We start from the raw sequence: 23,372 nt of genomic DNA, 5'->3' as shown, positions 1-23,372 counted from the left end.
GTCAGCTCAACGTCCGGCGTACCGCGTCGGCCCAGCCTGCGAGTTTGCGCCCACGCGTGACCGCGTCCATTTGCGGCTCGAAGCGGCGTTCCAGACGCCAGCGCTCGGAAAAGCCGGCCATGTCCGGCCACACGCCAGCCTTCTGTCCGGCCACCCAGGCGGCGCCGAGCGCCGTCGTTTCCAGCACCACCGGCCGGTCGACCGGCGCGTCGAGAAGGTCGGCGAGGCGCTGCATCGTCCAGTCTGACGCGACCATGCCGCCGTCGACGCGCAGGATCGTGTCGCTGGCGCCGGTCCAATCCTTCTTCATGGCCGAGAGAAGGTCGGCGGTCTGGAAGCAGACGGCCTCGAGTGCCGCGCGGGCGATCTCGTTCGGACCGGTGTTGCGGGTCAGGCCGTAGATCGCGCCGCGCGCCTCCGCGTCCCACCAGGGCGCGCCGAGCCCGGTGAAGGCCGGCACCATGTAGACGTCCTGGGCGTCGTCGGCCTCGGCCGCCATCGGGCCGGTGCGGTCGGCGCGCTCGACGATGCCGAGCCCGTCGCGAAGCCATTGCACGGCGGCACCGGCGATGAAGATCGAGCCTTCGAGGGCGAAGGCGGTCTTGCCGGACAGGCGATAGGCGATCGTGGTCAAAAGCCGGTTGGAGGATGGCACGCGGGTATCGCCGGTGTTGAGCACCGCGAAGCAGCCGGTGCCGTAGGTCGATTTCAGCATTCCCGGTGCGAAGCAGGCTTGGCCGAGCGTTGCCGCGTGCTGGTCGCCGGCGATCCCGCAGACCGGGATCGCAGCGCCGAACAACGACGTCTCGGTCACGCCGAATTCGGCGTCGCAGTCCTTCACCTCCGGCAAGAGCGCGCGGGGGACGTTCAGCAGCCTGAGGAGGTCGTCGTCCCAGGCGTTCGCCTCGATGTCGAACAGCATGGTGCGGCAGGCATTGGTGGTGTCGGTCGCGTGGACCTTGCCGCCAGTGAGCCGCCAGAGCAGGAAGGTGTCGACCGTGCCGAAGGCAAGCTTGCCGGCCTCAGCCTTGGCGCGTGCGCCCTCCACATGGTCGAGCATCCAGGCGATCTTGGTGCCGGAGAAATAGGGGTCAACGATCAGACCGGTCTTTGCCGTGATCTCCGGCTCGGCGCCATCATCGACGAGCTTGCGGCAGATGTCGGCGGTGCGGCGATCCTGCCAGACGATGGCGTTGTGGATCGGCTTGCCGGTGTCGCGGTCCCAGATCAGCGCGGTCTCGCGCTGATTGGTGATGCCGATTGCAGCGATGTCGGAGGCCGACAGCGACGCGTCGGCGAGGGCGATGCGGACCGTGGCGATGACCGAGCGCCAGATGTCTTCGGGATCATGCTCGACCCAGCCCGAGCGCGGAAAATGCTGCGGAAACTCCTGTTGCCCCACGCCGACGATGCGAAAGCCGTCGTCGAAGACAATGGCGCGTGACGATGTCGTGCCCTGGTCGATGGCGAGGACGTATCCGGACATGGGCGTTTCTCCCTGAGGCGCAAGGTTGTACGCGAATAGCAGAAAGCCGGGGCGAGCCCGGCTTTCCTTGTCGTTGCGGACCGGCCGATTATTTGGCGGCCGGCTTTTCCATGGCGGCGTCGCCACTGGCCGCGTTGGCGTCAGCCCAGCTCTTGACCAGCTCGTCGTAGTTGACGGTCATCGGCTGTTCTTTTTCGTTCTCGATCTTGGGCTGAGGGGCGAGCGTGCCGTTCTTCTTGGCCTCCTCGACCCAATAGGCCAGATCCTGCTCCTCGTTGAGCTTCGGGCCGATGTCGCCCTGGATCCCGGCGCGCTCGAGACGCTCCAGGATCTGCTCCTGCTCGGCGCAGAGCGAATCCATGGCTCCCTGCGCCGTCTTGGCGCCGGAGGCTGCATCGCCGATCGCCTGCCACCAGAGTTGCGCCAGCTTCGGGTAGTCCGGCACGTTGGTGCCCGTCGGCGACCACTGCACGCGCGCCGGCGAGCGGTAGAACTCGATGAGACCACCGAGCTTCGGTGCCCGCTCGGTGAAGCTGGCGTCGCGGATCGTCGATTCGCGGGTGAAGGTCAGGCCCACATGGCTCTTCTTCACGTCGACGGTCTTCGAGGTGACGAACTGCGCGTAGAGCCAGGCGGCCTTGGCGCGATCGACCGGGGTCGACTTCATCAGCGTCCAGGAACCGACGTCCTGGTAGCCGAGCTTCATGCCCTCCTTCCAGTAGACGCCGTGTGGCGAGGGGGCCATGCGCCATTTCGGCGTGCCGTCCTCGTTCACGACCGACAGGCCGTCCTTCACCATGTCGGCGGTAAAAGCGGTGTACCAGAAGATCTGCTGGGCGATCTCGCCCTGCGCCGGCACCGGACCGGATTCGGAGAATGTCATGCCCTGGGCGGCCGGCGGCGCATAGGCCTTCAACCAGTCGAGATATTTCTGGATGGCGTAGACAGACGCCGGGCCGTTGGTGTCGCCGCCCCGGGCGACGCAGGAGCCGGTCGGTTGGTCTTTGTCATTGACGCGGATGCCCCATTCGTCGACGGGCTTGCCGTTCGGAATGCCCTTGTCGCCATTGCCGGCCATCGACAGCCAGGCGTCGGTGAAGCGCCAGCCGAGCGAGGGATCCTTCTTTCCATAGTCCATGTGGCCATAGACTTTCTTGCCGTCGACGTCGCGGCCGGTAAAGAACTCGGCGATGTCCTCATAGGCCGACCAGTTGACCGGAACGCCGAGATCGTAGCCGTACTTCTCCTTGAAGTCGGCCTTGTTTTTCTCGTCGTTGAACCAGTCGTAGCGGAACCAGTAGAGGTTCGCGAATTGCTGGTCGGGAAGCTGGTAGAGCTTGCCGTCGGGCGCGGTGGTGAAGGAGGTGCCGATAAAGTCGGCCAGGTCGAGGCCCGGATTTGTGACATCCTTGCCTTCGCCGGTCATCCAGTCGGTCAGGCTGCGGGCCTGCTGGTAGCGCCAGTGGGTCCCGATCAGGTCGGAATCGTTGATGTAGGCGTCGTAGATATTCTCACCCGACTGCATCTGCGTCTGCAGCTTTTCGACGACGTCGCCCTCGCCGATCAGGTCGTGGGTGACCTTGATGCCGGTGATCGCCTCGAAGGCGGGCGCCAGCACTTTGGATTCGTATTCATGCGTGGTCAGCGTTTCCGAGGCGACCTTGATGTCCATGCCCGACAGCGGCTTGGCTGCGTCGACGAACCACTGCATTTCCGCTTCCTGATCGGCGCGGTCGAGGGTCGACACCTCCTTGATTTCGGCATCGAGGAATTTTTTGGCCGCTTCCATGTCGGCGAAAGCCGGCGCGGATGCGAGCGCGATGGCCAGCATCGCTGCCGAGCCCATCAGATGGCGTTTCATAGTCTTATACCTCCCAAAACGAGTGCCGGTCTTTTGGTGTGGCGGATCCGCGACGACCGGTGGGACGCGGAGTGGCCGGAATCCGCCTCGCTAGACGAGGCGAAAGACGAGAATGAAGAAGACCGCGCATACGATCAGCGCGTACCAGAGAGACAGGTCGACGCCCCAGAGCCAGGCAAGGCAGATAAAGGCCGAGCCGAGCAGCGAGACGAACAGGCGGTCGCCGCGGGTCGTCTCGAAGCGCAGGATGCCGACGCGGGGACTGCCGCCGGGGGAGGCGTATTCCCAGACGCCCATGCCGGCGATCATGGCGAAGATCACTAGGAAGAAAATCGCGGTCGGCCAGGTCCAGGCCATCCATGAGAAATCCATCAAACCCTCCCCAGGGCGAAGCCCTTGGCGATGTAGTTACGCACGAACCAGATGACGATCGCGCCGGGAATGATGGTCAGCGCGCCGGCTGCGGCCAGAACGCCCCAATCCATGCCCGACGCCGAGACCGTGCGGGTCATGATTGCCGAGATCGGCTTGGCGTCGGTCACCGTCAGCGTCCGCGCGATCAACAGCTCCACCCATGAGAACATGAAGCAGAAGAAGGCGGCGACGCCGATGCCGCTGGCGATCAGGGGCGTGAAGATCTTGAAGAAGAAGCGCGGGAACGAATAGCCGTCGATATAGGCGGTCTCGTCGATCTCTTTCGGAATTCCCGACATGAAGCCTTCCAGAATCCAGACGGCGAGCGGCACGTTGAAGAGTGTGTGGGCGAGCGCCACCGCGATATGCGTGTCGATCAGTCCGAAGGCCGAATAGAGCTGGAAGAAGGGCAGGGCGAACACCGCCGGCGGCGCCATCCGGTTGGTCAGCAGCCAGAAGAACAGGTGCTTGTCGCCAAGGAAGCGGTAGCGCGAAAAGGCGTAGGCGGCCGGCAAGGCCACCGCCACCGAGATCACCGTGTTCATGGCCACGTAGATGATCGAGTTGATGTAGCCCGAATACCAGGATGGGTCGGTGAAGATCACCGCGTAATTGGCGAGCGTCGGATTGGCCGGGAAGAGCGTGACGCTCGACAGGATTTCCTGGTTGGTCTTGAAGCTCATATTGATGAGCCAGTAGATCGGCAGCATCAAGAACAGGATGTAGACGATCGGGATCAATGCCTTCCAGCGGAAGTGGCGTGTTCGTGCCCGCTCACGCGTCCTGAGCGCGGTTTCCGAATGGCTCGCTGCCGGCAGGCCGCGGTGGGTCTCGTGGCCGGCGGTGGTGGTTTGATCGCTCATTCCGAAACTCCCGTCAGCGGCTTGTCGGCTCCGGCGTTGGTCATCACGGTGTAGAAGACCCAGGAGAGCGCGAGGATGATCAAGAAGTAGACGAGCGACATGGCGGCCGCCTCGCCGAGGTTGAACTGGCCGATCGCGAGCTTGACGAGGTCGATCGACAGGAAGGTGGTCGAGTTGCCCGGACCCCCGCCGGTGACGACGAAGGGCTCGGTGTAAATCATGAAGCTATCCATGAAGCGTAAGAGTACGGCGATCAAAAGCACCCGGCCCATCTTCGGCAGCTGGATGAAGCGGAAGACGGCCCAGCGCGACGCGCCGTCGATCTTGGCGGCTTGATAATAGGCGTCTGGGATCGAGACGAGGCCGGCGTAGCACAACAGCACCACGAGGCTGGTCCAGTGCCAGACATCCATGACGATGACGGTGACCCAGGCGTCGAACGGATCGCGGACGTAATTGTAGTCGATGCCGAGCGCCGCGACCGAATAGCCGAGCAACCCGATGTCGGTGCGGCCGAAGACCTGCCAGATGGTGCCGACGACGTTCCAGGGGATCAGCAGCGGCAGCGCCATCAAGACGAGGCAGACGGAGACCCAAAAGCCTTTCTTCGGCATCGACAGCGCCACCAGAATGCCGAGGGGAATCTCGATCGCCAGGATGATTCCCGAGAACATCAGATTGCGGATCAGCGCGTCGTGGAATCTTGCCGAGGTCAGGATGTCCTGGAACCAGGATGTGCCGGCCCAGAAGAACTGGTTGTTGCCGAAGGTGTCCTGCACCGAATAATTGACCACCGTCATCAGCGGGACCACCGCCGAGAAGGCGACAAGCAGCAGCACCGGCAGGACCATGAACCAGGCTTTGTTGTTCCAGGTCTTTTCCATGATCTGTCTCCCTATGCCCGCTCGACCAGCCAGGAATCGGCGTAAAGGTTGAGCGCGTCCGGCGCGAAGCGGACGGCCGGGTCCGCCGGAATGCTCGCGCCTTCCGGCACGATGGCGCTCAGCCGCGTGCCCGCCAGCGTCGCGCGCACGATGCGCTCCGAGCCGACATCCTCGACCTTCTCGACCGTGACGGGGATGCCGTCGTTTCTGCCGACGATCTCGACGAATTCCGGCCTGATTCCGAGTTCGGTCTTCTGGCCTGAACGGAACCCGATCGGGTTGCCGGGAAGGGCGATGCGTATGTCGGAGATGACGGCCTCGCCGCCCTCCATCCGGCAGGGCAGGACGTTCATGCCGGGCGAGCCGATGAAATAGCCGACGAAGGTGTGTTTCGGCCGCTCGAACAGCTCTTCCGGCGTGCCAATCTGGACGACCTCGCCGTCATACATGACGACGACCTTGTCGGCGAAGGTCAGCGCCTCGGTCTGATCATGGGTGACGTAGACCATGGTCATCTGGAACTCCCGGTGCAGTTGCTTCAGCTCCGAGCGCAACTGCCACTTCATATGCGGATCGATGACAGTCAGCGGCTCGTCGAACAGGATCGCGTTGACGTCGGAGCGCACCAGGCCGCGCCCGAGCGAGATCTTCTGTTTTTCGTCGGCAGTCAGGCCGCGGGCCTTGCGGTCGGCCTTTGCTTCCAGACCGATGCGGCGGATCATGTCCTCTACGCGGGTCTTGATCTCGGCGGCCGGCACCTTTCGGTTCTTCAAGGGGAAGGCGAGGTTCTGGCGCACGGTCATAGTGTCGTAGATGACCGGAAACTGGAACACCTGGGCGATATTGCGCGCCTCGGGCGTCAGTTCGGTGACGTCGCGGTCGTCGAAATAGACGTGCCCCTCGGAGGGCGTCAGCAGTCCGGAAATGATGTTGAGCAGCGTGGTCTTGCCGCAGCCGGACGGACCCAGCAGCGCATAGGCGCCGCCATCCTCGAAGGCGTGGTCGACCTCGCGGAGCGCGTAGATGCCGGCGTCGCCCAGCGCTCGCGAATAGGCGTGGCGGATATGATCGAGACGGATGCGAGCCATGAACGTCTCCTCAAGCCGCTTGTCGCGCGGACGCGGACGTGGCGTTGCCGTGTTCGTCGAAGATCAGGATTTTCGCCGGATCGAAGGACAGGCGAATAGGATCGCCGGGTTCGATGCGGCGGACTCCGTGGACGAGGGCAATGATGCTGTCGTTGCCGACATCGGCGTGGACGAAGGTTTCCGAACCGGTGACCTCGGTCAGGACGACTTGCGCCTCAAAGCCGCCGTCGCCGGTCTCGAACGCCAGATGATGCGGCCGGATGCCGCCGCGATAGGCACCGTCCGGAAGATCGGAAAAAGCGGGTCCGGCATCGAAGACGACGCCGTTCGGCGAGGCGAAGTGTGTTCCGGTCTTGACGAAATCCATGACGTTGAGCGGCGGATCGGAGAAGGTTCGCGCCGTCAGCAGGTCGTGCGGCTGGCGGTAGATCTCGGTGGTCTCGCCGAACTGGGTGACGCGGCCTTTCGCCATCGTCGCGGTGCGCCCGCCCAAGAGCAGCGCCTCATGCGGCTCGGTCGTCGCGTAGACGAAGATCGCGCCCGTTTCGGCGAAAATTCGCGGCAATTCTTCGCGCAATTCCTCGCGCAGCTTGTAGTCGAGATTGGCGAGCGGCTCGTCGAGCAGAACCAATTCGGCGTTCTTGACCAGAGCGCGGGCCAGCGCCGTGCGCTGCTGTTGACCGCCGGAGAGATTGAGCGGTGTGCGGTCGAGAAACGGCGTCAGCTTCATCAATTCGGCGGCCTTGTGCACCGCCGCCTCGATCTCGGCCTTGGAATGACCGGCGATCCGCATCGGCGAAGCGATGTTCTCGTAAACGGTGAAGGAGGGGTAGTTGATGAACTGCTGGTAGACCATGGCGACGTTGCGTTTGCGCACGGGGACGCCGGTCACGTCCTTGCCGTCCATCAGGATGCGGCCGGAGGTGGGGACGTCGAGGCCCGCCATCAGGCGCATCAGGCTGGTCTTGCCGGCCAGCGTCGGACCGAGCAGCACGTTGAGCGAGCCACGCTCGAGAGTCAGCGACACGTCGATAATGTGTTTTTCGCCGCCGACGCTGCGGCTGACGTTCTGCAATTCGAGCAAATTGCCCTCCCAGGCGGCTGCTATTCGGCCGCTTTGCGCCAGTCAGCTTTTCGATTCTTCATGTGTTCGGCAAGCCTTGATTGCTGGTCCCGGTCGAATCGAAGCCCGAGCTTCGTGCGGCGCCAGAGAATGTCCTCCGCCGTCCTCGCCCACTCGTTCAGGACGAGCCAATCGACCTCGGCCTCATAGAGCCCGTGACCGAAATCCTGCCCCAGCTCGCCGAACCGAATGAACTTGCGGATATCGGTGCCGTAGCCGCGTGCCAGACGCCGCACGGTGCGTGCGTCTAATTCGGGAACGGAGCGCTGCAATTCCTCTTCCAACGCGGCCAAGCCGTCGACCGGAAAGTCGCCGCCGGGCAGCGGCTTGTCGCCGGTCCAGCGCGATCCCCTGGCGCCAAGGCGGCGTTCGATCTTCTCCAGAACCTCCTCGGAGAGCACCCGATAAGTGGTGATCTTGCCGCCGAAACCGTTAAGGACCGCCGGCTCGTCCTTGTCGCCCTCGACCTTCAGGACGTAGTCGCGCGTGGCCTCCTGCGCCTTGGACGCGCCGTCGTCGAAGAGCGGGCGCACGCCTGAATAGGACCAGACGATATCGTCGGCAGCCAACGGCCGTTTGAAATATTCGCTGGCGGCGGAGAGGAGATACTGGGTTTCCGTCTCGGTGATCGCCGCGTCGGCCGGATCGCCATCGAAATCCTGGTCGGTCGTGCCGACGAGGGTGAAGTCTTCCTCATAGGGGATCGTGAAGATGATCCGCCCGTCGGCATTCTGGAAGATATAGGCGCGGTCATGGTCGTAGAGCTTGCGGGTGACGATGTGGGAGCCCTGGACAAGGCGGATGTTGTGGGCCTCGTTCTGGCCCATCGCGGTCTGGATGATCGCGTCGACCCAGGGGCCGCCGACATTGACGAGGAAGCGGGCCGAGACCGTGTAGGTCCGGTCATCGTCCTGGTCGGCCAAGGTGATCTGCCAAAGGCCGGCCTCGCGACGGGCCTCGAGCACCTTGGTGCGGACCATGATGTCGGCGCCGCGCGCCGCTGCGTCTCGGGCGTTCAGGACGACGAGACGGGCGTCGTCGACCCGGGCGTCGGAATATTCAAAACCCTTGTGGAATTCGTCCTTCAGCGGCGCGCCCATAGGTCCGTCGAGATCGACCGTCGTCGTCGCCCTCAGCTTCTTGCGGCCGCCGAGATGGTCGTAGAGGAACAGTCCGAGCCTCAGCAGCCATGCCGGCCGAAGCCCGGAATGGTGCGGCAGGATGAAACGCAGCGGCCGGATGATGTGCGGTGCGATGCCCCACAGCACCTCGCGCTCCATCAGCGCATGGCGCACAAGGCTGAATTCGTAGTGTTCGAGATAACGCAAACCGCCATGGACCAACTTGGTCGACCAGGAGGAGGTGCCGGAAGCCAGATCGTTCATCTCGGCCAGGCCGACCCGATAGCCACGACCCGCCGCATCGCGGGCGATGCCGCAGCCGTTGATGCCGCCACCGATGATGAAGACGTCGTAGTCCAGAAGAGCCTCCCCAGGCTTCGCGTTGCAACATTTAAGTTGCGATTGCGAACAGTAAGAAGGTTATTACGAAACCAAACCGAAGGTCAAACGAAAATTAACTAAGGGAAGGCTTGTTTCGATCGGCGACGTGCGGGGCGGTTTCGATCAAGCGCACATCGTTGTCGCCGCAGATACGGTGGATGGAGGCGGGGGCGATGTCGGTGACGAAGGTGTTCATCTGGTCGAGATGACCGATGCGCACCGGCGCGCTGCGCTCGAACTTCGACGAATCCGACGCCAGAATCACATGACGGGCGTTGGAGATGATCGCCTGGGCGACGCGTACTTCGCGATAGTCGAAGTCGAGAAGCGACCCGTCGGCATCGATCGCCGAAACGCCGATCACGGCGAAGTCGACCCGGAACTGGCGGATGAAATCGACCGCTGCCTCGCCGACGATACCGCCGTCGGAGCGGCGCACGACGCCGCCGGCGATCACCACCTCCATTTCCGGATAGGGCCGCATGGCCGTGGCAACGTTGATGTTGTTGGTGATCACCATCAGTCCGGCGTGGCGAAGGAGGGCGTGGGCGACCGCTTCGGTGGTGGTGCCAATGTTGATGAACAGCGAGGCCCGGTCGGGAATGAGATCGGCGACGGCCTTGCCGATCGCCGCCTTTTCCTCGGCCGCGATCGTCCGCCGCGCGTCATAGCCGACATTCTCCACGCCGGAGGAGAGAACGGCGCCGCCATGCACGCGGGACAATAGCCGCTGCTCGCAAAGCTCGTTCAGATCCTTGCGGATGGTCTGCACCGAAACGTCGTAGTGCCCCGCCAGTTCGTCGACGGAGACCCGGCCCGAGCGCTTGGCGCCCTCGAGAATCTGCATCTGGCGATCGGACAGCATGATGGATACCTCCCAAGAAGGAAGGGATCATGGGCAAAACGAAACTTAAACGCAAGAAACGAAAGTGGACGACCGGCGCTGGCCACCGGATGAATTCGGCTCGCTGTGCCGCAAGGCCGCTTGCACTAGGCAAGGTCAAGCCTTGCTGACCAGAACGCGCGGAGATGACGAGAAACGCCTTGGCGAATGATCCAAGTCAAGGCCAGAGTTGGTCCAGAGGCTCGTTGATATTGATGTTCCCTGAGCCACTCGAGCCCTCTGTCAGGCAATAGCAACTCATGTTCTCAAGAACGAGGCAGCCGTCAGCACCCATAGCCATGCAGATCGCGCAGCATTCCTCCGCTGGACTGGGAGGCAGCTTCGGCCGACCTCCGCCTCCGCCCTTCTTCTTGGCTTCCGCCACATATTCCTGGTTCTGCGACAGTGCGAAGCCGACCTTACCACTCTCGGGGTCGACCACAAAAATGGTCTTGAAAGGCGATTTTTCCACGGCGCGCATCGCCTGCGCGACCGTCCGTCGCGAACTCATGGCTATGACCGCTAGATCCGTCTCAAATTCCTTTGCGTTGGCTGACATCTTAAATTGAAAGGCCTGAAATGCAGCGCACGTCAGATAATGAAAGGTTCTCTCGATTTCCTTTTTATGACCGGCCATAATATTCTCCTGTACTTGAAAATCCAGGGAATTTCGATATAATTTAGCATTATTCGCAAAAAGACCGGAATGACAACCCTAAATAAGCAAAAAATTCCGCAAGGGCATAAAATTGAAAAGCTTGGCCGAGGCTATTAAGCTTGGATGCCCTCGATCGCCTGTCCTCGGACTATCCTCAGATCGCCGTGCGGTCCGCCTCGGCCAGGTAGATTTCGCGTAGCCGCCGCGCCACCGGCCCCGGCGCGCCGTCGCCGAGCGTCACGCCATCGATCTCCACCACCGGCAGCACGAAGGCGGAGGCGGAGGTGATAAAGGCTTCCTTGGCCCGCTTGGCCTCTTCCAGCGTGAAGCTGCGCTCCTCGATCCGCAGGCCGTCCTCCTCCGCCATTCGCAACACGGCGGCGCGGGTAATGCCGTGCAGAATCGCATGTGACAGCGCGCGCGTGACCAGGGCGCCGTCTTCCGTGAGGATGTAGGCATTGTTGGAGGTGCCTTCAGTGACCATACCGTCCTCGACCAACCAGGCGTCGTCAGCGCCTTTCGCTTTGGCTTCCGTCTTGGCGATCGAGGGATAGAGCAGCTGCACGGTCTTGATGTCGCGGCGAGCCCAGCGCAGATCCGGCACCGACGCGATCTTGATGCCGGTGCGCGCGGCGGGCTTGTCGCGCAGCCCCATCGCCTGGGTGAACAGGACCAGCGACGGCTTGGTCTCTTCCGGCGGAAACAGGAAGTCGCGGTCGGCGGCGCCGCGCGTCACCTGCATATAGACCATGCCTTCGTCGATGCCATTGCGCTTCACCAGCTCCCGGTGGATCGCCAGGAGTTCCGCGTCGCTGGCCGGGGTCGCCATCTTGAGCTCCGACAGCGAACGCTCGAGGCGCTTCATGTGGGCGGCGAAGTCGACGAGCTTGCCCGACAGGACGCTGGTCACCTCATAGACCGCGTCGGCGAACAGGAAGCCACGGTCGAAAACCGAAATCTTTGCCTCTTGTTCCGGGAGGTAGTCGCCATTGACGTAGACGGTGCGGCTCATGCCAAACTCCGGGCCGGATGTTGCGTTGCCCGCTCCATACGACAGGGCGGCGGGGCAGGGAAGGTCGTCGCACGATATCGCCGTTAGGCGGAGTCCTCTCACTGGGGCTTTCGCAGGTCCAGCGACGTGCTAATTCATCGGGAACAGGGACCGACCGCGAGAGACAATCGAGTCGGGCCAGCGAAACCGGAGGAGAGATTCTTGGACATTGGACAGACGACGCCGGCGATCGTGTCGGGTGCGGGATCGGGGCTTGGCCGTGGCACGGCGCGGGCGCTCGCGGCGATGGGCGCGAAGGTCGCCGTGCTCGACCTGAACGAGGAGGGCGGTCGCGCGGTCGCCGACGAGATCGGCGGCCTGTTCGTCAAGTGCGACGTGTCCGATCCGGGCGCAGTGGCCGACGCCGTGGCCAAGGCCGTCGAGGCGCACGGAACGCCGCGCATTCTGGTCAATTGCGCCGGCATCGCAGTCGGCCGCAAGACGGTGTCGCGCGGCGAGGCGCACGATCCGGCGCTGTTCCAGAAAGTGATCGCCGTCAATCTCATCGGTACGTTCAACCTCTCGTCCCAGGTGGCGCTGAGGATGTCGGAGGCCGAGCCGTTGAACGCGGACGGCGAGCGCGGCGTCATCGTCGGCACGGCCTCGGTCGCCGCCTTCGACGGGCAGATGGGGCAGGTCGCCTATGCAGCCTCCAAGGCCGGTATCGCGGGGATGACGCTGCCGATGGCGCGCGACCTCGCCAAGTCCGGCATTCGGGTCATGACCATCGCCCCCGGTATCTTCGAGACGCCGATGCTGGCTGGCATGCCGGAGGAGGTGCAGGCCTCGCTCGCTGCCTCGATCCCGTTCCCCTCGCGGCTCGGAACGGCGGAGGAATACGCCAAGCTCGCTATCCACGTCGTTGAGAACCCGATGTTGAACGGCGAGACGATCCGCCTCGACGGCGCGATCCGGATGCAGCCCAAATAATCGACTTTCGGCCGGACGCGATCGCGAGGCCGGCCCATAGACCTGCCACACGGGCGAGCGGTGCTCGTCCTGGCTCGATCCAGCGGGAGATAACCCATGAGCGAAACCGACATCGTCCTTCAACGCCGCGAGGGCCGCGTCGCGATCCTCACCCTCAATCGTTCCAAGGCGCTGAACGCGCTGAACAGCGCGGTCATGCGCCAACTGGTCGAGCTGACCGGCTCGCTCGACCGCGATCCCGAGGTTGGCGCGATCCTGATCACCGGCTCGGAAAAGGCCTTCGCTGCCGGGGCCGACATCAAGGAAATGGAAGACCGCGCGGCGATGGAGATGATGCTCGCCGACTGGTTTGCCGAATGGGAGGCGCTGGAGCGGGTGCGCACGCCGATGATCGCGGCCGTCGCCGGCTTCGCTCTCGGCGGCGGATGCGAGCTGGCGATGATGTGCGACCTCATCATCGCGGCCGACAGCGCCAAGTTCGGTCAGCCGGAGATCAAGCTCGGCATCATTCCCGGCATGGGCGGCTCCCAGCGCCTGACCCGCGCAGTCGGCAAGTACAAGGCGATGGACATGATCCTCACCGGCCGAATGATCGGCGCCGAGGAGGCCGAGCGCATCGGCCTCGTCTCGCGGTTGGTGTCGGCGGATAGACTGATGGAGGAGGCGCTCGGCGCGGCGAAGACGATCGCGGACTTCTCCAAGCCGGCGACGATGACCGCCAAGGAAGCGACCAACCGTTCCTTCGAGGTAGGTCTGCGCGAGGGACTTCTGCACGAACGCCGGATCTTTCACGCGCTGTTTGCCGGCGGTGACCAGAAGGAGGGGATGTCGGCTTTCCGCGAGAAGCGGCCGGCGACCTTCCGACACGGCTGACAGTGAGCCTGCGGCACCGGTTTGCGAGGGAACGGGTGTCGCGGTCGTAACCCGGCACAGGCCAGATGAAAAAGAACCCCGGCGCCGAGCGCCGGGGTTCTGTCACTGTCGGATGGCGCGGGCAGAGCCCGCCGACCGTCTTACTTGGTCGTGGTTTCGCCTGCCGGGTCGGCCGGCTTCTCGGCATCTGCGCCGTCCGCAGGCTTCTCGCCTTCCTTGGACATGCTTTCCATGCCCTCTTTCATCTTGTCGTCTTTCATCATCGCGCCGCCGGCATCGGCGGTCTCGACGTAGTCGTACTTGCCGTCCTTCCACTCATAGAGGACGTAGCCCGGCAGGGTCACGTCACCCTTGTCGTCGAACTTCAGATCGCCAATCACAGTGGTGAAATCGTTGGCATTGAGCGCCTCGACGACGGGGTCGTAGTCGGTGGAGCCGGCTTTGGTCACCGCGTCCGCCCAAGCCTGGATCGCCGCGTAGGTGTAGAGCACGTAGCCCTCGGCGGTCTTGCCCTGCTTCTCGAGCTCGGCGACGACCGGAGCGGCCGCCTCGTTCTTGCGCGGGTCCGGGGAGAAGGTCATCAGCGTGCCCTGGCCGGCATCGCCGGTGATCGCCCAGTACTCGTCGCTGACCAGTGCATCGCCGGACATCAAGATGGTGTCCATACCCTGCTCGCGCATCTGACGCGCCATCAGGCCGGCTTCGGTATGATAGCCGCCGACATAGACGAGGCCGACGCCGGCTTCCTTCATCTTGGTGACAAGAGCGGTGTAGTCCTTTTCGCCGGCGGTGTAGGACTCCACGAGAACCGGGGTCTTGCCGGCCGCCTCGTAAGTCTTCTGCGTCTCGTCGGCCAGGCCCTTACCATAGGCGGTCTTGTCGTTGATGATCGCGACCTTGAGATCTGGGAAAGTCTCGGCGATGTAATTGCCGGCAACCTCACCTTGCTGGTCGTCACGGCCGCAGACGCGGAAGATGCCGCCACCGGGACGCTTGTCGGTGAAATCGGGATTGGTCGAGGCCGGCGAGATCTGCACGATCTGCTCGTCGTTATAGACCTGGCTGGCCGGGATCGAGGAACCCGAGCAGAAGTGACCGGCGACGAAGGGCACGCCCTGCGAGGCAAACTGGTTGGCGACCGCGACGGCCTGCTTCGGGTCGCAGGCGTCGTCGCCGACGGACAGTTTCAGCATTTCGCCGTTGACGCCGCCCTTGGCGTTGATGTCGGCGACGGCTTGCTCGGCGCCGGTGCGCAACTGCTCGCCGAAGCTGGCATACTGGCCGGTCATGGGGCCGGCGACGCCGATAGTGATCTCGGCGTAGGCCGCGCCCGCGAAGACGAGGTTGAGCGCTGCGCCCGCTAGAAGTATTTTCTTCATGAGAATCTTCCCTGTTTATTCTTTGAGGCGGCCAGAAGGCCACGGAGATGCAATGTGCATCCCCTCCTGGCGGGGATTAAAGACCGGATCGGCCGGCGTTGGAATAGCGCCGGCCTAAAAATTCAAAGATGCTGAATCGCGGAGCAGACCGATCAGTTTTCGTGGCGCAAAACGCCGTATTGCCGGCTCATTTGCCGAGTGCGCACGAAACTGCGCCCGGCGGCCGCGAAAGCGAACAGCACGATGTAATCGATAAGCGCATAGTAGAACGCGACGCCGAAGGTCGCGGGCGGCAGAAAGAAGGTCCCGCCAAACAGGCTGAAATGAATAAAGCGGACCGCGATGGTCAGAAGCAGGACATAGAACGCCATCAGACCCCAGCCGCTCCAGGTCAGAGCTGTCGACCGCCCGATCATCCAGGCGCCGCCGCCGCCCAGAATTACCGTGACGAACAGGAATTCACCGATCGCGACTTCCCAGAGCAAGGACATTTCGGGCGCCATCAGTGTGCTCCTCCCTCGAGATAGGCGCTGCGAACCTCCTCGCGGGCGAGTAGCTCCTTCCCGGTGCCGGTCATGGTGATTGTGCCGTTGACCATCACGTAGCCGCGATGGGCGAGGCGCAGGGCATGGAAGGCGTTCTGCTCGACGAGAAAGACCGTCAGGCCCTCGTTGCGGTTGAGTTCGCGAATGACCTCGAAGATCTGCTTGACGATCAAAGGGGCGAGGCCGAGCGAGGGCTCGTCCAGCAACAGCAGCTTCGGCCGGCTCATCAGCGCCCGTCCGATCGCCAGCATCTGCTGCTCGCCGCCGGACAGGGTGCCGCCACGCTGGCCGCGGCGCTCTTTGAGGCGCGGAAACAGCTCGAAGACCTTGCGCAAATCGTCGTCGAAAAAGGAGTCGTCCTCCAGGATCGCGCCCATCTGGAGATTCTCCATCACCGTCATGCGCCCGAACACCCGGCGCCCCTCGGGCGACTGGGCGATCGACTTGGACATGATGGTATGGGTCGGCAGATGGGTGATGTCCTCGCCGCGGTAGACGATCTGGCCCTCGCGGGCGCGCGGATTGCCGCAGATCGTCATCATCAGCGTCGATTTTCCGGCGCCATTGGCACCGATCATCGTAACGATCTCGCCTTCGTAAACGTCGACATCGACCCCCTTGAGCGCCTGGATCTTGCCGTAGAAGGTCTGAAGGCCACGGATCGTCAGCAACGGTTCGGCCGTCGGCTGCGTTTCGACAACGGCGCTCATGTGGCGCCTCCCTGAGGGCTTGCGGGCGCGGCGTTGGCGGGCCCTTTCTTGATGTGAAGGTCTTCCTCTATCGCGTCGACCTCTTCATCGTCGACGCCGAGATAGGCCGCGATGACCTTCGGATCGTTGCGGACCTTGTCGGCCGAACCGTCCGAAATCTTCTTGCCGTAGTCGAGGACGATGATGTGATCGGAAATTTCCATGACCACGCCCATGTCGTGCTCGATCAGCAGAACCGACACGTCGTGCTCGTCACGAATATATTTCAACAACGTGTTGAGCTCGGCGGATTCGCGCGGATTAAGGCCGGCGGCCGGCTCATCGAGGCACAGAAGCGACGGATCAGTGCACATCGCGCGGGCGATTTCCAGCCGACGCTGGGCACCGTAAGGAAGATCCGACGCCGGATCGTCCGCCCGATCGAGCAGGTTGGTATGACGCAGCCAATCGACGGCCTTGTCCTTGGCGGCGGCTGCGGCGCGGCGGTAGCCGGGCAGGCCGATCAATCCGCCGATGGTGAAGTTGGAGGCATCCATCAGCTTGTTATGCTGGGCAACGAGCAGGTTTTCCAGCACCGTCATGCCGCCAAACAGGCGGATGTTCTGGAACGTCCGCGCGACCCCGGCGACCTCGGTGATCTTGAAGTCCGCCATGCGCTCGAGGAGAAAGATTGAGCCAGATTCGGCGTCGATATACTGCCGGCCGCTATCAGTGAGTTCGCGGACCTTCGCCTCCGGGATGCCGCGGCCGCGGCGCAGCGCGATGCGCCCTTCGGTCGGCTTGTAGAAGCCGGTGACGCAGTTGAACACCGTGGTCTTGCCGGCGCCGTTCGGACCGATCAGCGCGGTGATGTCGCCGCGGCCGACGTTAAAGGACAGATCATCGACGGCGGTGAGGCCGCCGAAGCGCATCGTCAGATGCTCGACCGTGAGGACCGGGTCGACCGACCAGCGTTCGCTTTCCTTCAACATCAGTGACCCTCGCCCTGGGCGACAAGATCGGCGCCGATCTTCTTCTTTTGTTTGTAGAATACGGAAGGCGAGCGAGACGAAATCAGGCCGCGCGGCTTCCACACCATGATCCCCACCATGGCCAAGCCGAAGATCAGCATCCGGTACTGGGTGGGATCGAAATCGCTGCCGAATACGGCCTGCAGGGCCGTCAGGTTTCGCAGGAGTTCGATGCCGCCGATCATCACCACCGAGGCGATGACCACGCCGAGCTGCGAGCCGAGACCGCCCAGCACGACGATGGCCAGCACGATCGCCGATTCGATGAAGGTGAAGCTTTCGGGGGAAATGAAGCCCTGACGCGCAGCGAAGAACGAGCCGGCGAAGCCGCCGAACATCGCGCCGGTGGCAAAAGCCGTCAACTTGACGTTGACCGTGTTGATACCGAGCGAGCGACAGGCGATCTCGTCCTCGCGCAACGCTTCCCAGGCGCGGCCGACGGGCAGCTTGCGTAGCCTGAGGGTCACCAAATTGGTGATCAGAGCCAATGCGAGAATGATATAATACAGGAACACGAAGCGCTGCACCGAGCTGTATTCGAGGCCGAAGAAGTCCGAGAAGGACCCCTCACCGCGCGAAAATTCGAGACCGAAAAGGGTCGGTTTCGGGATGCCTAGCAGGCCGTTCGGTCCGCCGGTGAACTCGTACCAATTGAGCAGCACGATACGGATGATCTCGCCGAAGGCGAGCGTCACGATCGCCAGATAGTCACCGCGCAGGCGTAGCACCGGGAAGCCGAGCATGACGCCCCACATCGCCGCGAACAGCCCGGCCATCGGCAGGCAAACCCAAAAGCCGAGGCCGAAATTCGTCGACAGCAGCGCGAAGGAATAAGCGCCCACCGCATAGAAGGCGACGTAGCCGAGATCGAGCAGGCCAGCGAGACCGACCACGATGTTCAGGCCCCAGCCCAGCATCACATAAGTGAGGATGAGGATGGCCAGGTCGAGGAGATAGCGGTTCTGGCTCGGAAGAAACGTGTCGAGCAGGAAGGGCAGCGTGAAGGCGACAAACAGCAGGAGGATACCGAAGACCTTGCCGAGCGGAAGGCCGCCGGTGGCCGCCCGGCTCTTCGTCCGTTTGAAATAGCCGCTGATCGGCCGCTCGGCCTTGAACAGGAAGTAGGACAGCACGAACCGCCCGACGAAGGCGATGGCGATCCAGCTGAGCCACAGCATCGGCCGGGCTAAGAGGTCGAGGCCGCCGGTCGCGATGTCGCTGCGAAAGGCGAGAAAGACCAGCGTCAGCCCGGCGACGATCGCCGCTGTGATGCCCGCCTCCTTCAGCGAGGCGACGAGGCGGCTGTCGCTTTGCGGTGCCTCTACGAAGGGGGGCTCGCCGCGTGCTGCCTCGCGGCGCTCTTCCTGCTTGAGTTCGGCGCCTTCCGGAGTGATCGTGGCGGCTGTCGGATCGTCGGCCATCGTCTCAGACCTTCACGACTTCCGGCCGGCCAAGCAGGCCGGACGGCATGAAGATCAGGACGATCGCGAGAATGGAAAAGGCCGCGACGTCCTTGTACTCGACCGAGAAATAGCCCGACCAGAATGTCTCGATCAGGCCGATGGCCAAACCGCCGAGCATGGCGCCCGGCATCGAGCCGATGCCGCCGAGAACGGCCGCGGTGAAGGCTTTCACGCCGGCGACGAAGCCGATGTAGAAGTCGATAACGCCATAATAGAGCAGGTACATCATGCCGGCGACGGCGGCGAGGGTGGCGCCCATCACGAAGGTCAGCGAAATCGTCCGGTCGACATTGACGCCGAGCAACGAAGCCATCTTCTGGTCCTGCTCACAAGCCCGCTGCTGCCGTCCGAGCGATGTGCGCGAAATGATCAGCGAGAAAACGGCCATCAGGACGATGGTGGTCGCGATGATGATGATCTGCATGTAGGAAATCTGCACCGCGATGGCGCCGGGACCGTCGATGAGCGTGATTCCGCCCTGGATCTGCGGCGGCAGCGGCTTGACGCGCGCGCCCTGCGTGATCTGGACGAAGTTCTGCAGGAAGATCGACATGCCGATGGCGGTGATCAGCGGCGCCAGCCGGAACGAGCCGCGCAACGGCCGATAGGCCACCCGTTCGATGGTCCAACCCCAGAGCGCCGTGAGAAGCATGGCGACCGCCAGCATGATCACCAGCACCAGCGGCAGGAAGGTGATACCGATCGCGGCGAGCAGGAGGAACGTGGTGAGCGCGATGAAGGAGCCAAGCATGAAGATTTCGCCGTGGGCGAAATTGATCATGCCGATGATGCCGTAGACCATCGTGTAGCCGATGGCGATCAGGCCGTAGATCGACCCGAGAGTGATCCCGTTGATCAATTGCTGGAGAAAATATTCCATGGTCCGCCCGTGTTCCGGTGCTGGGTTCGCCGTTTCCGGCCGACGCATCGAGCTGTCAGGAACGCCGCGTCGCATGCCATGATCAATTCCATAGCAACGCTACGTCCGCAAGCCTCGGCGGCTCGTGGCGGCAAAGTTGTTCACCTCATGCACAGTCATGATGTCGCGGTTTGATCAGAACGCAGCAGCGGCACGTCCGCCGCGATGTTCAGATGGTCGGCGAGCGGGGTGCGGGCCGGTTTCCATCGAAATCGTCGGCTGTGGTCGCTTCAGGCTCGACCGCGCCGCGCGATTCCAGCCATCTGGCGATCATCCACCAGCCGACCGCCCAGGCCGCGCCCGCCGTCCAGCCGGCCAGCACGTCGGACGGCCAGTGGACGCCGAGGTAGACCCGGCTGACGCCGACGAGCACCGTGAGGAAGACCGCCACGCTGATGAGAAACGCGCGCACCCGTCGCTGCGTTTGAACACGGGCGACAAGGATCGCCAGCGTCAGATAGGTGACCGCCGACATCATCGCGTGACCGCTCGGAAAACTCGCCGTGTAGACGAACGAGCCATGCGGGACGAGCGAGGGACGGGGCCGGTCAAAGCCATATTTCAGGAGCTGGCTCATGAGGAAGCCGCTGCCGATCGCGGCGAGGACCAGCAGCATCGAGCGGCGGTTGCCCTGCATCCATAAAAAGCCGGCTGTAAAGACGGTGATGAGGACCAACGCTCCCGTGCCGCCGAAGGCGGTCATGTCGCGGCCGAACTCCTCCGCCCAGCGCGGGCCACGCGGGTCGGAGGCATCGGCCGGATTGCGCAGGGACAGCAGGATCTCGGCGTCGAAGCCCTTGGTGTCTCCCTCCACCACTTCGCCGGCGACCGAGACGAATCCCCAGATCGATGCGGCGACGAGGAGCGCGGCGATAAGAGTGGTCAATTCGACCCGGTCACTGATCCATTGCTTGACGGCGTAAAGTCTCATGAAGGCGGCTTTCGTCATGACATGGTTGGTATGGCGGCAGTCGCACGCAGGCTGGCGCTCAGCATGGCCACCACCGGGTCACCCGTTCATCATTCGGTCGGTCCGGTCAACGTTCTGGGCCCGACTCGACCACCTATGGGAGGCGCGCACATAATTGCGCGAAAGATTGTCAGGCGCTACCGACAGAGCCAAGGGATTTACGGACCGGAGCAGAGATGGACCTGATCGAACCGCGCGGCGGAATCTGGCATGTGGCCCATGGCCGCAGCCTCGACCTATCCGGCGCCGCGCACATCATGGGCGTGCTCAACGCCACGCCCGACAGCTTTTCCGACGGGGGGCGCTACGCCAGCGTCGAGGCGGCGGTGGCGGAGTCGCTGAAGATGGTCGAGGAGGGCGCGGCGATCGTCGACATCGGCGGCGAATCGACCCGGCCCGGCGCGATGCCCATCGACGCAGCCGAGGAGCAGCGCCGGATCATGCCGGTGATCGAGGAACTGGCGCGCCGTTCCGACTGTCTCATCTCGGTCGACACGTATCGCTCCGAAACCGCGCGGCTGGCCGTGACGGCCGGGGCGCATATCGTCAACGACGTCTGGGGCGCCCAGAGGGATGAGGCCATCGCAAAGGTCGCGGCGGAAACCGGCGCCGGGCTGTGCCTGATGCATACTGGGCGCGAGCGTGAGAAACGGCCTGACGTCATCGACGATCAGTTCCTGTTTTTGGAGAAATCGCTGGAGATTGCCCGCAACGCCGGCGTGCCGGACGCGGCGATCGTCCTCGATCCCGGATTCGGCTTTGCCAAGGACGGGCCGGAGAATTTGATGCTGCTGGCGCGGCTGGACGAGTTGAAGGCGCTCGGCTTTCCGCTCCTCGTCGGCACCTCGCGCAAGCGCTTCGTGCGAGGCGCGGTGGGCAGCGAAGATCCGGAGCCGGACATCGCGACGGCGGCGACCAGCGCGCTTTTGCGCGAGCGCGGTGCCGACATCTTTCGCGTCCATAACGTGCCGGCCAACCGCGACGCGCTGCGGATCACCGACGCCATGCGCCGCGCCATGAAGGGCGAACGCTGGTGACGGCCAAAGCCATTCTCGGCCTCGGCGGCAATATCGGCGATCCGGCGAAGACGATGGCGGCGGCGCTGCGCCTGATCGACGCGCGCGACGATACGCGTGTCCTCGGCGCTTCGCGGCTTTATCGCACCCCGCCCTGGGGCAAGACCGACCAGCCCTTTTTCGTCAACGCCTGCGCCGCCATCGAAACGACGCTTGGGCCTCGCGACGTCCTCGATCTGTGTCTTCAAACAGAGCAGGCGTTCAAACGGGAGCGGCGCGAGCGCTGGGGACCGCGCACGCTCGATCTCGACGTGCTCGACTACGGCGGGATGCCTTACGAGGACAAGGCGCTGACGCTGCCGCATCCGCGCGTGAGCGAGCGGGCCTTCGTGCTGATTCCGCTCGCCGATATCGCGCCGGACCTGGTCTTTGGGGAGCGGACGGCAGCGGACTGGGCTGCGCGCGTCGACCGGGAGGGGATCGAACCGGCGAGCGAGGACGGGAATTGGTGGCGGGAGGAGCGTCGGGCAAATGGTTAGAACTGCGACGAGCGCATCCACTCAATGCGTTCGCATCATTGGCCATGGCATTATGCTCCCTCGCAGTTTTGAGCTGGCGCAGGGAATCTTCGTCGATCCGGTAGTTCCTATTTATACAATGCAGGAAGTGGCTGATGGTAGTGAGCGGTTCACCGACTATTCAGCCGTCGTCACCGGACGCGATATAGCAAATTTCGCGCTGCGGGTTGAGAGCGAAAGACCCCGCGATGCGCTTGCAATTAAAAGCTGGAACGCGTTGTGGGATTTTCACTTACTGTCCCTTGCAGCCGGAGCTCCTGTCTGCTCTCTCTTCTCCGTTGCTTCTGGATCGCGTTTTATTTTTACGGCAGCTAATCGTAACAGTATTATTCGCCATTCACGGATGTTAAGTGTATAAGAGGCCGTTTCGAAACCCTGCCAAGACCAGCCTCCATGGTTCACCCGGGACGCCCAAACCCGCGGAAATCGGGTATCATGTCATTGCGGAGCGACCATCCGAGGGGCCTTTGAACCCGCCGCAGTGAGTTTCGAAACGGACTCTAAGAGGCCGTTTCGAAACCCTGCCAAGACCAGCCTCCATGGGTCACCCGGGACGCCCAAACCCGCGGAAATCGGGTATCATGTCATTGCGGAGCGACCATCCGAGGGGCCTTTGAACCCGCCGCAGTGAGTTTCGAAACGGACTCTAAGTGATGAAAGTTTGCGATGGGCCAGGAAATATAGAGGCGAATTCCGCGATCTGATCAAGGTTCCCACATTCAGCGCAGCGATGCGTTGCTATGGTAATTCCCATCAATTGTTCGATCTTGACATGCGAATCATGCTTCTTTGGTCGGGAATTGAGGGTCTCCTATCGGTTGATGGAGAGCTAACCCGAAGGATCGCACTTTACTCCGCTCTCATGATTGAAGGGAGCCACGACGAAAAGCTGAGATGGTTTGCGGAAATCAAAAAGGCTTACGGCGTGAGATCCAAGGCTGTTCACGGCGGAACTGCGAGCAAGCAGATCCTGCAAGACGGATATCAGCAGGCAAGTCGCATCTTGGTCAGGCTGCTTGTCCGATGCGTTGAACTCGGGCGCGTCCCGACACCGTCAGAACTGGACGCCCAGACGCTTAGAGTCCGTTTCAAAACTCTCTACCACGCAGTTCGGAATGAGATTTGGCCGCTGTCAGCGATGCAGTTTCGCCGGTTTCCTGCCCGTG

At 63.1% G+C, this 23,372-nt stretch carries 24 protein-coding genes; 6 read left to right on the top strand and 18 right to left on the bottom strand.

The features are described 5' to 3' along the window. Position 1: 1 nt before the first annotated feature. From glpK to VQ044_RS10095, 11 genes are all read right to left on the bottom strand, one after another. Positions 2 to 1,486 (bottom strand): glycerol kinase GlpK, encoded by a 1,485-nt coding sequence (gene glpK / locus VQ044_RS10145; protein ID WP_327647313.1) that lies wholly within the window; start codon positions 1,484 to 1,486, stop codon positions 2 to 4. Between the two features lie 88 nt (positions 1,487 to 1,574). Beyond that, a complete protein-coding gene (locus tag VQ044_RS10140; RefSeq protein WP_327647311.1) occupies positions 1,575 to 3,347 on the bottom strand; it encodes an ABC transporter substrate-binding protein in 1,773 nt (590 codons plus the stop codon). A gap of 90 nt (positions 3,348 to 3,437) precedes the next feature. Next, entirely contained in the window at positions 3,438 to 3,719 is a 282-nt protein-coding gene (locus VQ044_RS10135) for a DUF2160 domain-containing protein (protein WP_327624808.1), read from the bottom strand. Next, positions 3,719 to 4,624: a carbohydrate ABC transporter permease gene (locus VQ044_RS10130; protein ID WP_327624807.1), complete on the bottom strand. Its 906-nt coding sequence runs from the start codon at positions 4,622 to 4,624 to the stop codon at positions 3,719 to 3,721. The genes VQ044_RS10135 and VQ044_RS10130 overlap by 1 nt, the downstream gene beginning before the upstream one ends. Continuing rightward, positions 4,621 to 5,508 carry a carbohydrate ABC transporter permease gene (locus tag VQ044_RS10125; protein ID WP_327624806.1) on the bottom strand — a complete coding sequence of 296 codons (888 nt, stop codon included), beginning with the start codon at positions 5,506 to 5,508 and terminating at the stop codon, positions 4,621 to 4,623. Before VQ044_RS10125 ends, VQ044_RS10130 begins: the two co-directional genes overlap by 4 nt. A gap of 11 nt (positions 5,509 to 5,519) precedes the next feature. After that, positions 5,520 to 6,596, bottom strand: a complete 1,077-nt coding sequence (locus VQ044_RS10120) for an ABC transporter ATP-binding protein (protein ID WP_327624805.1) — start codon at positions 6,594 to 6,596, stop codon at positions 5,520 to 5,522. Positions 6,597 to 6,606: 10 nt separating this feature from the next. Beyond that, the gene (locus tag VQ044_RS10115; RefSeq protein ID WP_327647310.1) at positions 6,607 to 7,680 is read right to left on the bottom strand and encodes an ABC transporter ATP-binding protein; all 1,074 of its coding nucleotides are present in this window, start codon (positions 7,678 to 7,680) and stop codon (positions 6,607 to 6,609) included. A 20-nt stretch (positions 7,681 to 7,700) separates the two neighbouring features. Beyond that, positions 7,701 to 9,200, bottom strand: coding sequence for a glycerol-3-phosphate dehydrogenase (gene glpD / locus VQ044_RS10110; protein WP_327647355.1), 1,500 nt, complete (start codon positions 9,198 to 9,200; stop codon positions 7,701 to 7,703). Between the two features lie 94 nt (positions 9,201 to 9,294). Then, positions 9,295 to 10,086, bottom strand: a complete 792-nt coding sequence (locus tag VQ044_RS10105; protein WP_327647308.1) for a DeoR/GlpR family DNA-binding transcription regulator — start codon at positions 10,084 to 10,086, stop codon at positions 9,295 to 9,297. Positions 10,087 to 10,282: 196 nt separating this feature from the next. Next, positions 10,283 to 10,741, bottom strand: coding sequence for a hypothetical protein (locus VQ044_RS10100; RefSeq protein ID WP_327647307.1), 459 nt, complete (start codon positions 10,739 to 10,741; stop codon positions 10,283 to 10,285). A 175-nt stretch (positions 10,742 to 10,916) separates the two neighbouring features. Beyond that, positions 10,917 to 11,774 carry a D-amino-acid transaminase gene (locus VQ044_RS10095; protein WP_327647305.1) on the bottom strand — a complete coding sequence of 286 codons (858 nt, stop codon included), beginning with the start codon at positions 11,772 to 11,774 and terminating at the stop codon, positions 10,917 to 10,919. A gap of 201 nt (positions 11,775 to 11,975) precedes the next feature. Here VQ044_RS10095 and VQ044_RS10090 point away from each other — a divergent pair, with 201 nt between their 5' ends. Then, positions 11,976 to 12,743 (top strand): SDR family NAD(P)-dependent oxidoreductase, encoded by a 768-nt coding sequence (locus tag VQ044_RS10090; RefSeq protein ID WP_327647302.1) that lies wholly within the window; start codon positions 11,976 to 11,978, stop codon positions 12,741 to 12,743. Positions 12,744 to 12,839: 96 nt separating this feature from the next. Further along, positions 12,840 to 13,616 carry an enoyl-CoA hydratase gene (locus tag VQ044_RS10085; protein WP_327647301.1) on the top strand — a complete coding sequence of 259 codons (777 nt, stop codon included), beginning with the start codon at positions 12,840 to 12,842 and terminating at the stop codon, positions 13,614 to 13,616. Positions 13,617 to 13,756: 140 nt separating this feature from the next. Here VQ044_RS10085 and VQ044_RS10080 read toward each other — a convergent pair whose 3' ends face one another. The 7 genes from VQ044_RS10080 to VQ044_RS10050 form a co-directional block, all read right to left on the bottom strand. After that, positions 13,757 to 14,995 carry a branched-chain amino acid ABC transporter substrate-binding protein gene (locus VQ044_RS10080; protein ID WP_327624797.1) on the bottom strand — a complete coding sequence of 413 codons (1,239 nt, stop codon included), beginning with the start codon at positions 14,993 to 14,995 and terminating at the stop codon, positions 13,757 to 13,759. A 152-nt stretch (positions 14,996 to 15,147) separates the two neighbouring features. Continuing rightward, positions 15,148 to 15,498 (bottom strand): DUF6867 family protein, encoded by a 351-nt coding sequence (locus tag VQ044_RS10075; protein ID WP_327624796.1) that lies wholly within the window; start codon positions 15,496 to 15,498, stop codon positions 15,148 to 15,150. After that, complete coding sequence (locus VQ044_RS10070; protein ID WP_327624795.1) at positions 15,498 to 16,250, bottom strand: ABC transporter ATP-binding protein; 753 nt, start codon at positions 16,248 to 16,250, stop codon at positions 15,498 to 15,500. The genes VQ044_RS10075 and VQ044_RS10070 overlap by 1 nt, the downstream gene beginning before the upstream one ends. Continuing rightward, the gene (locus VQ044_RS10065; protein WP_327624794.1) at positions 16,247 to 17,221 is read right to left on the bottom strand and encodes an ABC transporter ATP-binding protein; all 975 of its coding nucleotides are present in this window, start codon (positions 17,219 to 17,221) and stop codon (positions 16,247 to 16,249) included. The genes VQ044_RS10070 and VQ044_RS10065 overlap by 4 nt, the downstream gene beginning before the upstream one ends. Then, a complete protein-coding gene (gene livM / locus VQ044_RS10060; RefSeq protein ID WP_327647300.1) occupies positions 17,221 to 18,681 on the bottom strand; it encodes a high-affinity branched-chain amino acid ABC transporter permease LivM in 1,461 nt (486 codons plus the stop codon). Before livM ends, VQ044_RS10065 begins: the two co-directional genes overlap by 1 nt. 4 nt (positions 18,682 to 18,685) lie before the next feature. Further along, complete coding sequence (locus VQ044_RS10055) at positions 18,686 to 19,603, bottom strand: ABC transporter permease subunit (RefSeq protein WP_327647298.1); 918 nt, start codon at positions 19,601 to 19,603, stop codon at positions 18,686 to 18,688. A gap of 208 nt (positions 19,604 to 19,811) precedes the next feature. Then, positions 19,812 to 20,573, bottom strand: coding sequence for a phosphatase PAP2 family protein (locus VQ044_RS10050; protein ID WP_327647296.1), 762 nt, complete (start codon positions 20,571 to 20,573; stop codon positions 19,812 to 19,814). A gap of 215 nt (positions 20,574 to 20,788) precedes the next feature. Here VQ044_RS10050 and folP point away from each other — a divergent pair, with 215 nt between their 5' ends. From folP to VQ044_RS10030, 4 genes are all read left to right on the top strand, one after another. Further along, positions 20,789 to 21,649 (top strand): dihydropteroate synthase, encoded by an 861-nt coding sequence (gene folP / locus VQ044_RS10045; RefSeq protein ID WP_327647295.1) that lies wholly within the window; start codon positions 20,789 to 20,791, stop codon positions 21,647 to 21,649. Beyond that, entirely contained in the window at positions 21,646 to 22,167 is a 522-nt protein-coding gene (folK, locus tag VQ044_RS10040) for a 2-amino-4-hydroxy-6-hydroxymethyldihydropteridine diphosphokinase (RefSeq protein ID WP_327647294.1), read from the top strand. The genes folP and folK overlap by 4 nt, the downstream gene beginning before the upstream one ends. Then, complete coding sequence (locus VQ044_RS10035; RefSeq protein ID WP_327647293.1) at positions 22,160 to 22,564, top strand: hypothetical protein; 405 nt, start codon at positions 22,160 to 22,162, stop codon at positions 22,562 to 22,564. The genes folK and VQ044_RS10035 overlap by 8 nt, the downstream gene beginning before the upstream one ends. Positions 22,565 to 22,963: 399 nt before the next feature. Beyond that, positions 22,964 to 23,372, top strand: a 409-nt coding sequence (locus tag VQ044_RS10030) for a hypothetical protein (protein ID WP_331827667.1), incomplete at its 3' end; no start/stop codon positions are given.

It is taken from the genome of Aurantimonas sp. C2-5-R2 (assembly GCF_036549495.1).
GTDB classification, from domain to species: domain Bacteria; phylum Pseudomonadota; class Alphaproteobacteria; order Rhizobiales; family Rhizobiaceae; genus Aurantimonas; species Aurantimonas coralicida_A.
Note: the sequence above shows the minus strand (reverse complement) of the source record. Positions and strands in the feature narration are given on the sequence as shown.

Bases quoted from the DNA above. Each gene is read 5' to 3' on its own strand.
- glpK (WP_327647313.1), bottom strand. From the start codon at position 1,486: ATGTCCGGATACGTCCTCGCCATCGACCAGGGCACGACATCGTCACGC.
- VQ044_RS10140 (WP_327647311.1), bottom strand. From the start codon at position 3,347: ATGAAACGCCATCTGATGGGCTCGGCAGCGATGCTGGCCATCGCGCTC.
- VQ044_RS10135 (WP_327624808.1), bottom strand. From the start codon at position 3,719: ATGGATTTCTCATGGATGGCCTGGACCTGGCCGACCGCGATTTTCTTC.
- VQ044_RS10130 (WP_327624807.1), bottom strand. From the start codon at position 4,624: ATGAGCGATCAAACCACCACCGCCGGCCACGAGACCCACCGCGGCCTG.
- VQ044_RS10125 (WP_327624806.1), bottom strand. From the start codon at position 5,508: ATGGAAAAGACCTGGAACAACAAAGCCTGGTTCATGGTCCTGCCGGTG.
- VQ044_RS10120 (WP_327624805.1), bottom strand. From the start codon at position 6,596: ATGGCTCGCATCCGTCTCGATCATATCCGCCACGCCTATTCGCGAGCG.
- VQ044_RS10105 (WP_327647308.1), bottom strand. From the start codon at position 10,086: ATGCTGTCCGATCGCCAGATGCAGATTCTCGAGGGCGCCAAGCGCTCG.
- VQ044_RS10100 (WP_327647307.1), bottom strand. From the start codon at position 10,741: ATGGCCGGTCATAAAAAGGAAATCGAGAGAACCTTTCATTATCTGACG.
- VQ044_RS10095 (WP_327647305.1), bottom strand. From the start codon at position 11,774: ATGAGCCGCACCGTCTACGTCAATGGCGACTACCTCCCGGAACAAGAG.
- VQ044_RS10085 (WP_327647301.1), top strand. From the start codon at position 12,840: ATGAGCGAAACCGACATCGTCCTTCAACGCCGCGAGGGCCGCGTCGCG.
- VQ044_RS10080 (WP_327624797.1), bottom strand. From the start codon at position 14,995: ATGAAGAAAATACTTCTAGCGGGCGCAGCGCTCAACCTCGTCTTCGCG.
- VQ044_RS10075 (WP_327624796.1), bottom strand. From the start codon at position 15,498: ATGGCGCCCGAAATGTCCTTGCTCTGGGAAGTCGCGATCGGTGAATTC.
- VQ044_RS10070 (WP_327624795.1), bottom strand. From the start codon at position 16,250: ATGAGCGCCGTTGTCGAAACGCAGCCGACGGCCGAACCGTTGCTGACG.
- VQ044_RS10065 (WP_327624794.1), bottom strand. From the start codon at position 17,221: ATGTTGAAGGAAAGCGAACGCTGGTCGGTCGACCCGGTCCTCACGGTC.
- livM (WP_327647300.1), bottom strand. From the start codon at position 18,681: ATGGCCGACGATCCGACAGCCGCCACGATCACTCCGGAAGGCGCCGAA.
- VQ044_RS10055 (WP_327647298.1), bottom strand. From the start codon at position 19,603: ATGGAATATTTTCTCCAGCAATTGATCAACGGGATCACTCTCGGGTCG.
- VQ044_RS10050 (WP_327647296.1), bottom strand. From the start codon at position 20,573: ATGAGACTTTACGCCGTCAAGCAATGGATCAGTGACCGGGTCGAATTG.
- folP (WP_327647295.1), top strand. From the start codon at position 20,789: ATGGACCTGATCGAACCGCGCGGCGGAATCTGGCATGTGGCCCATGGC.
- VQ044_RS10035 (WP_327647293.1), top strand. From the start codon at position 22,160: ATGGTTAGAACTGCGACGAGCGCATCCACTCAATGCGTTCGCATCATT.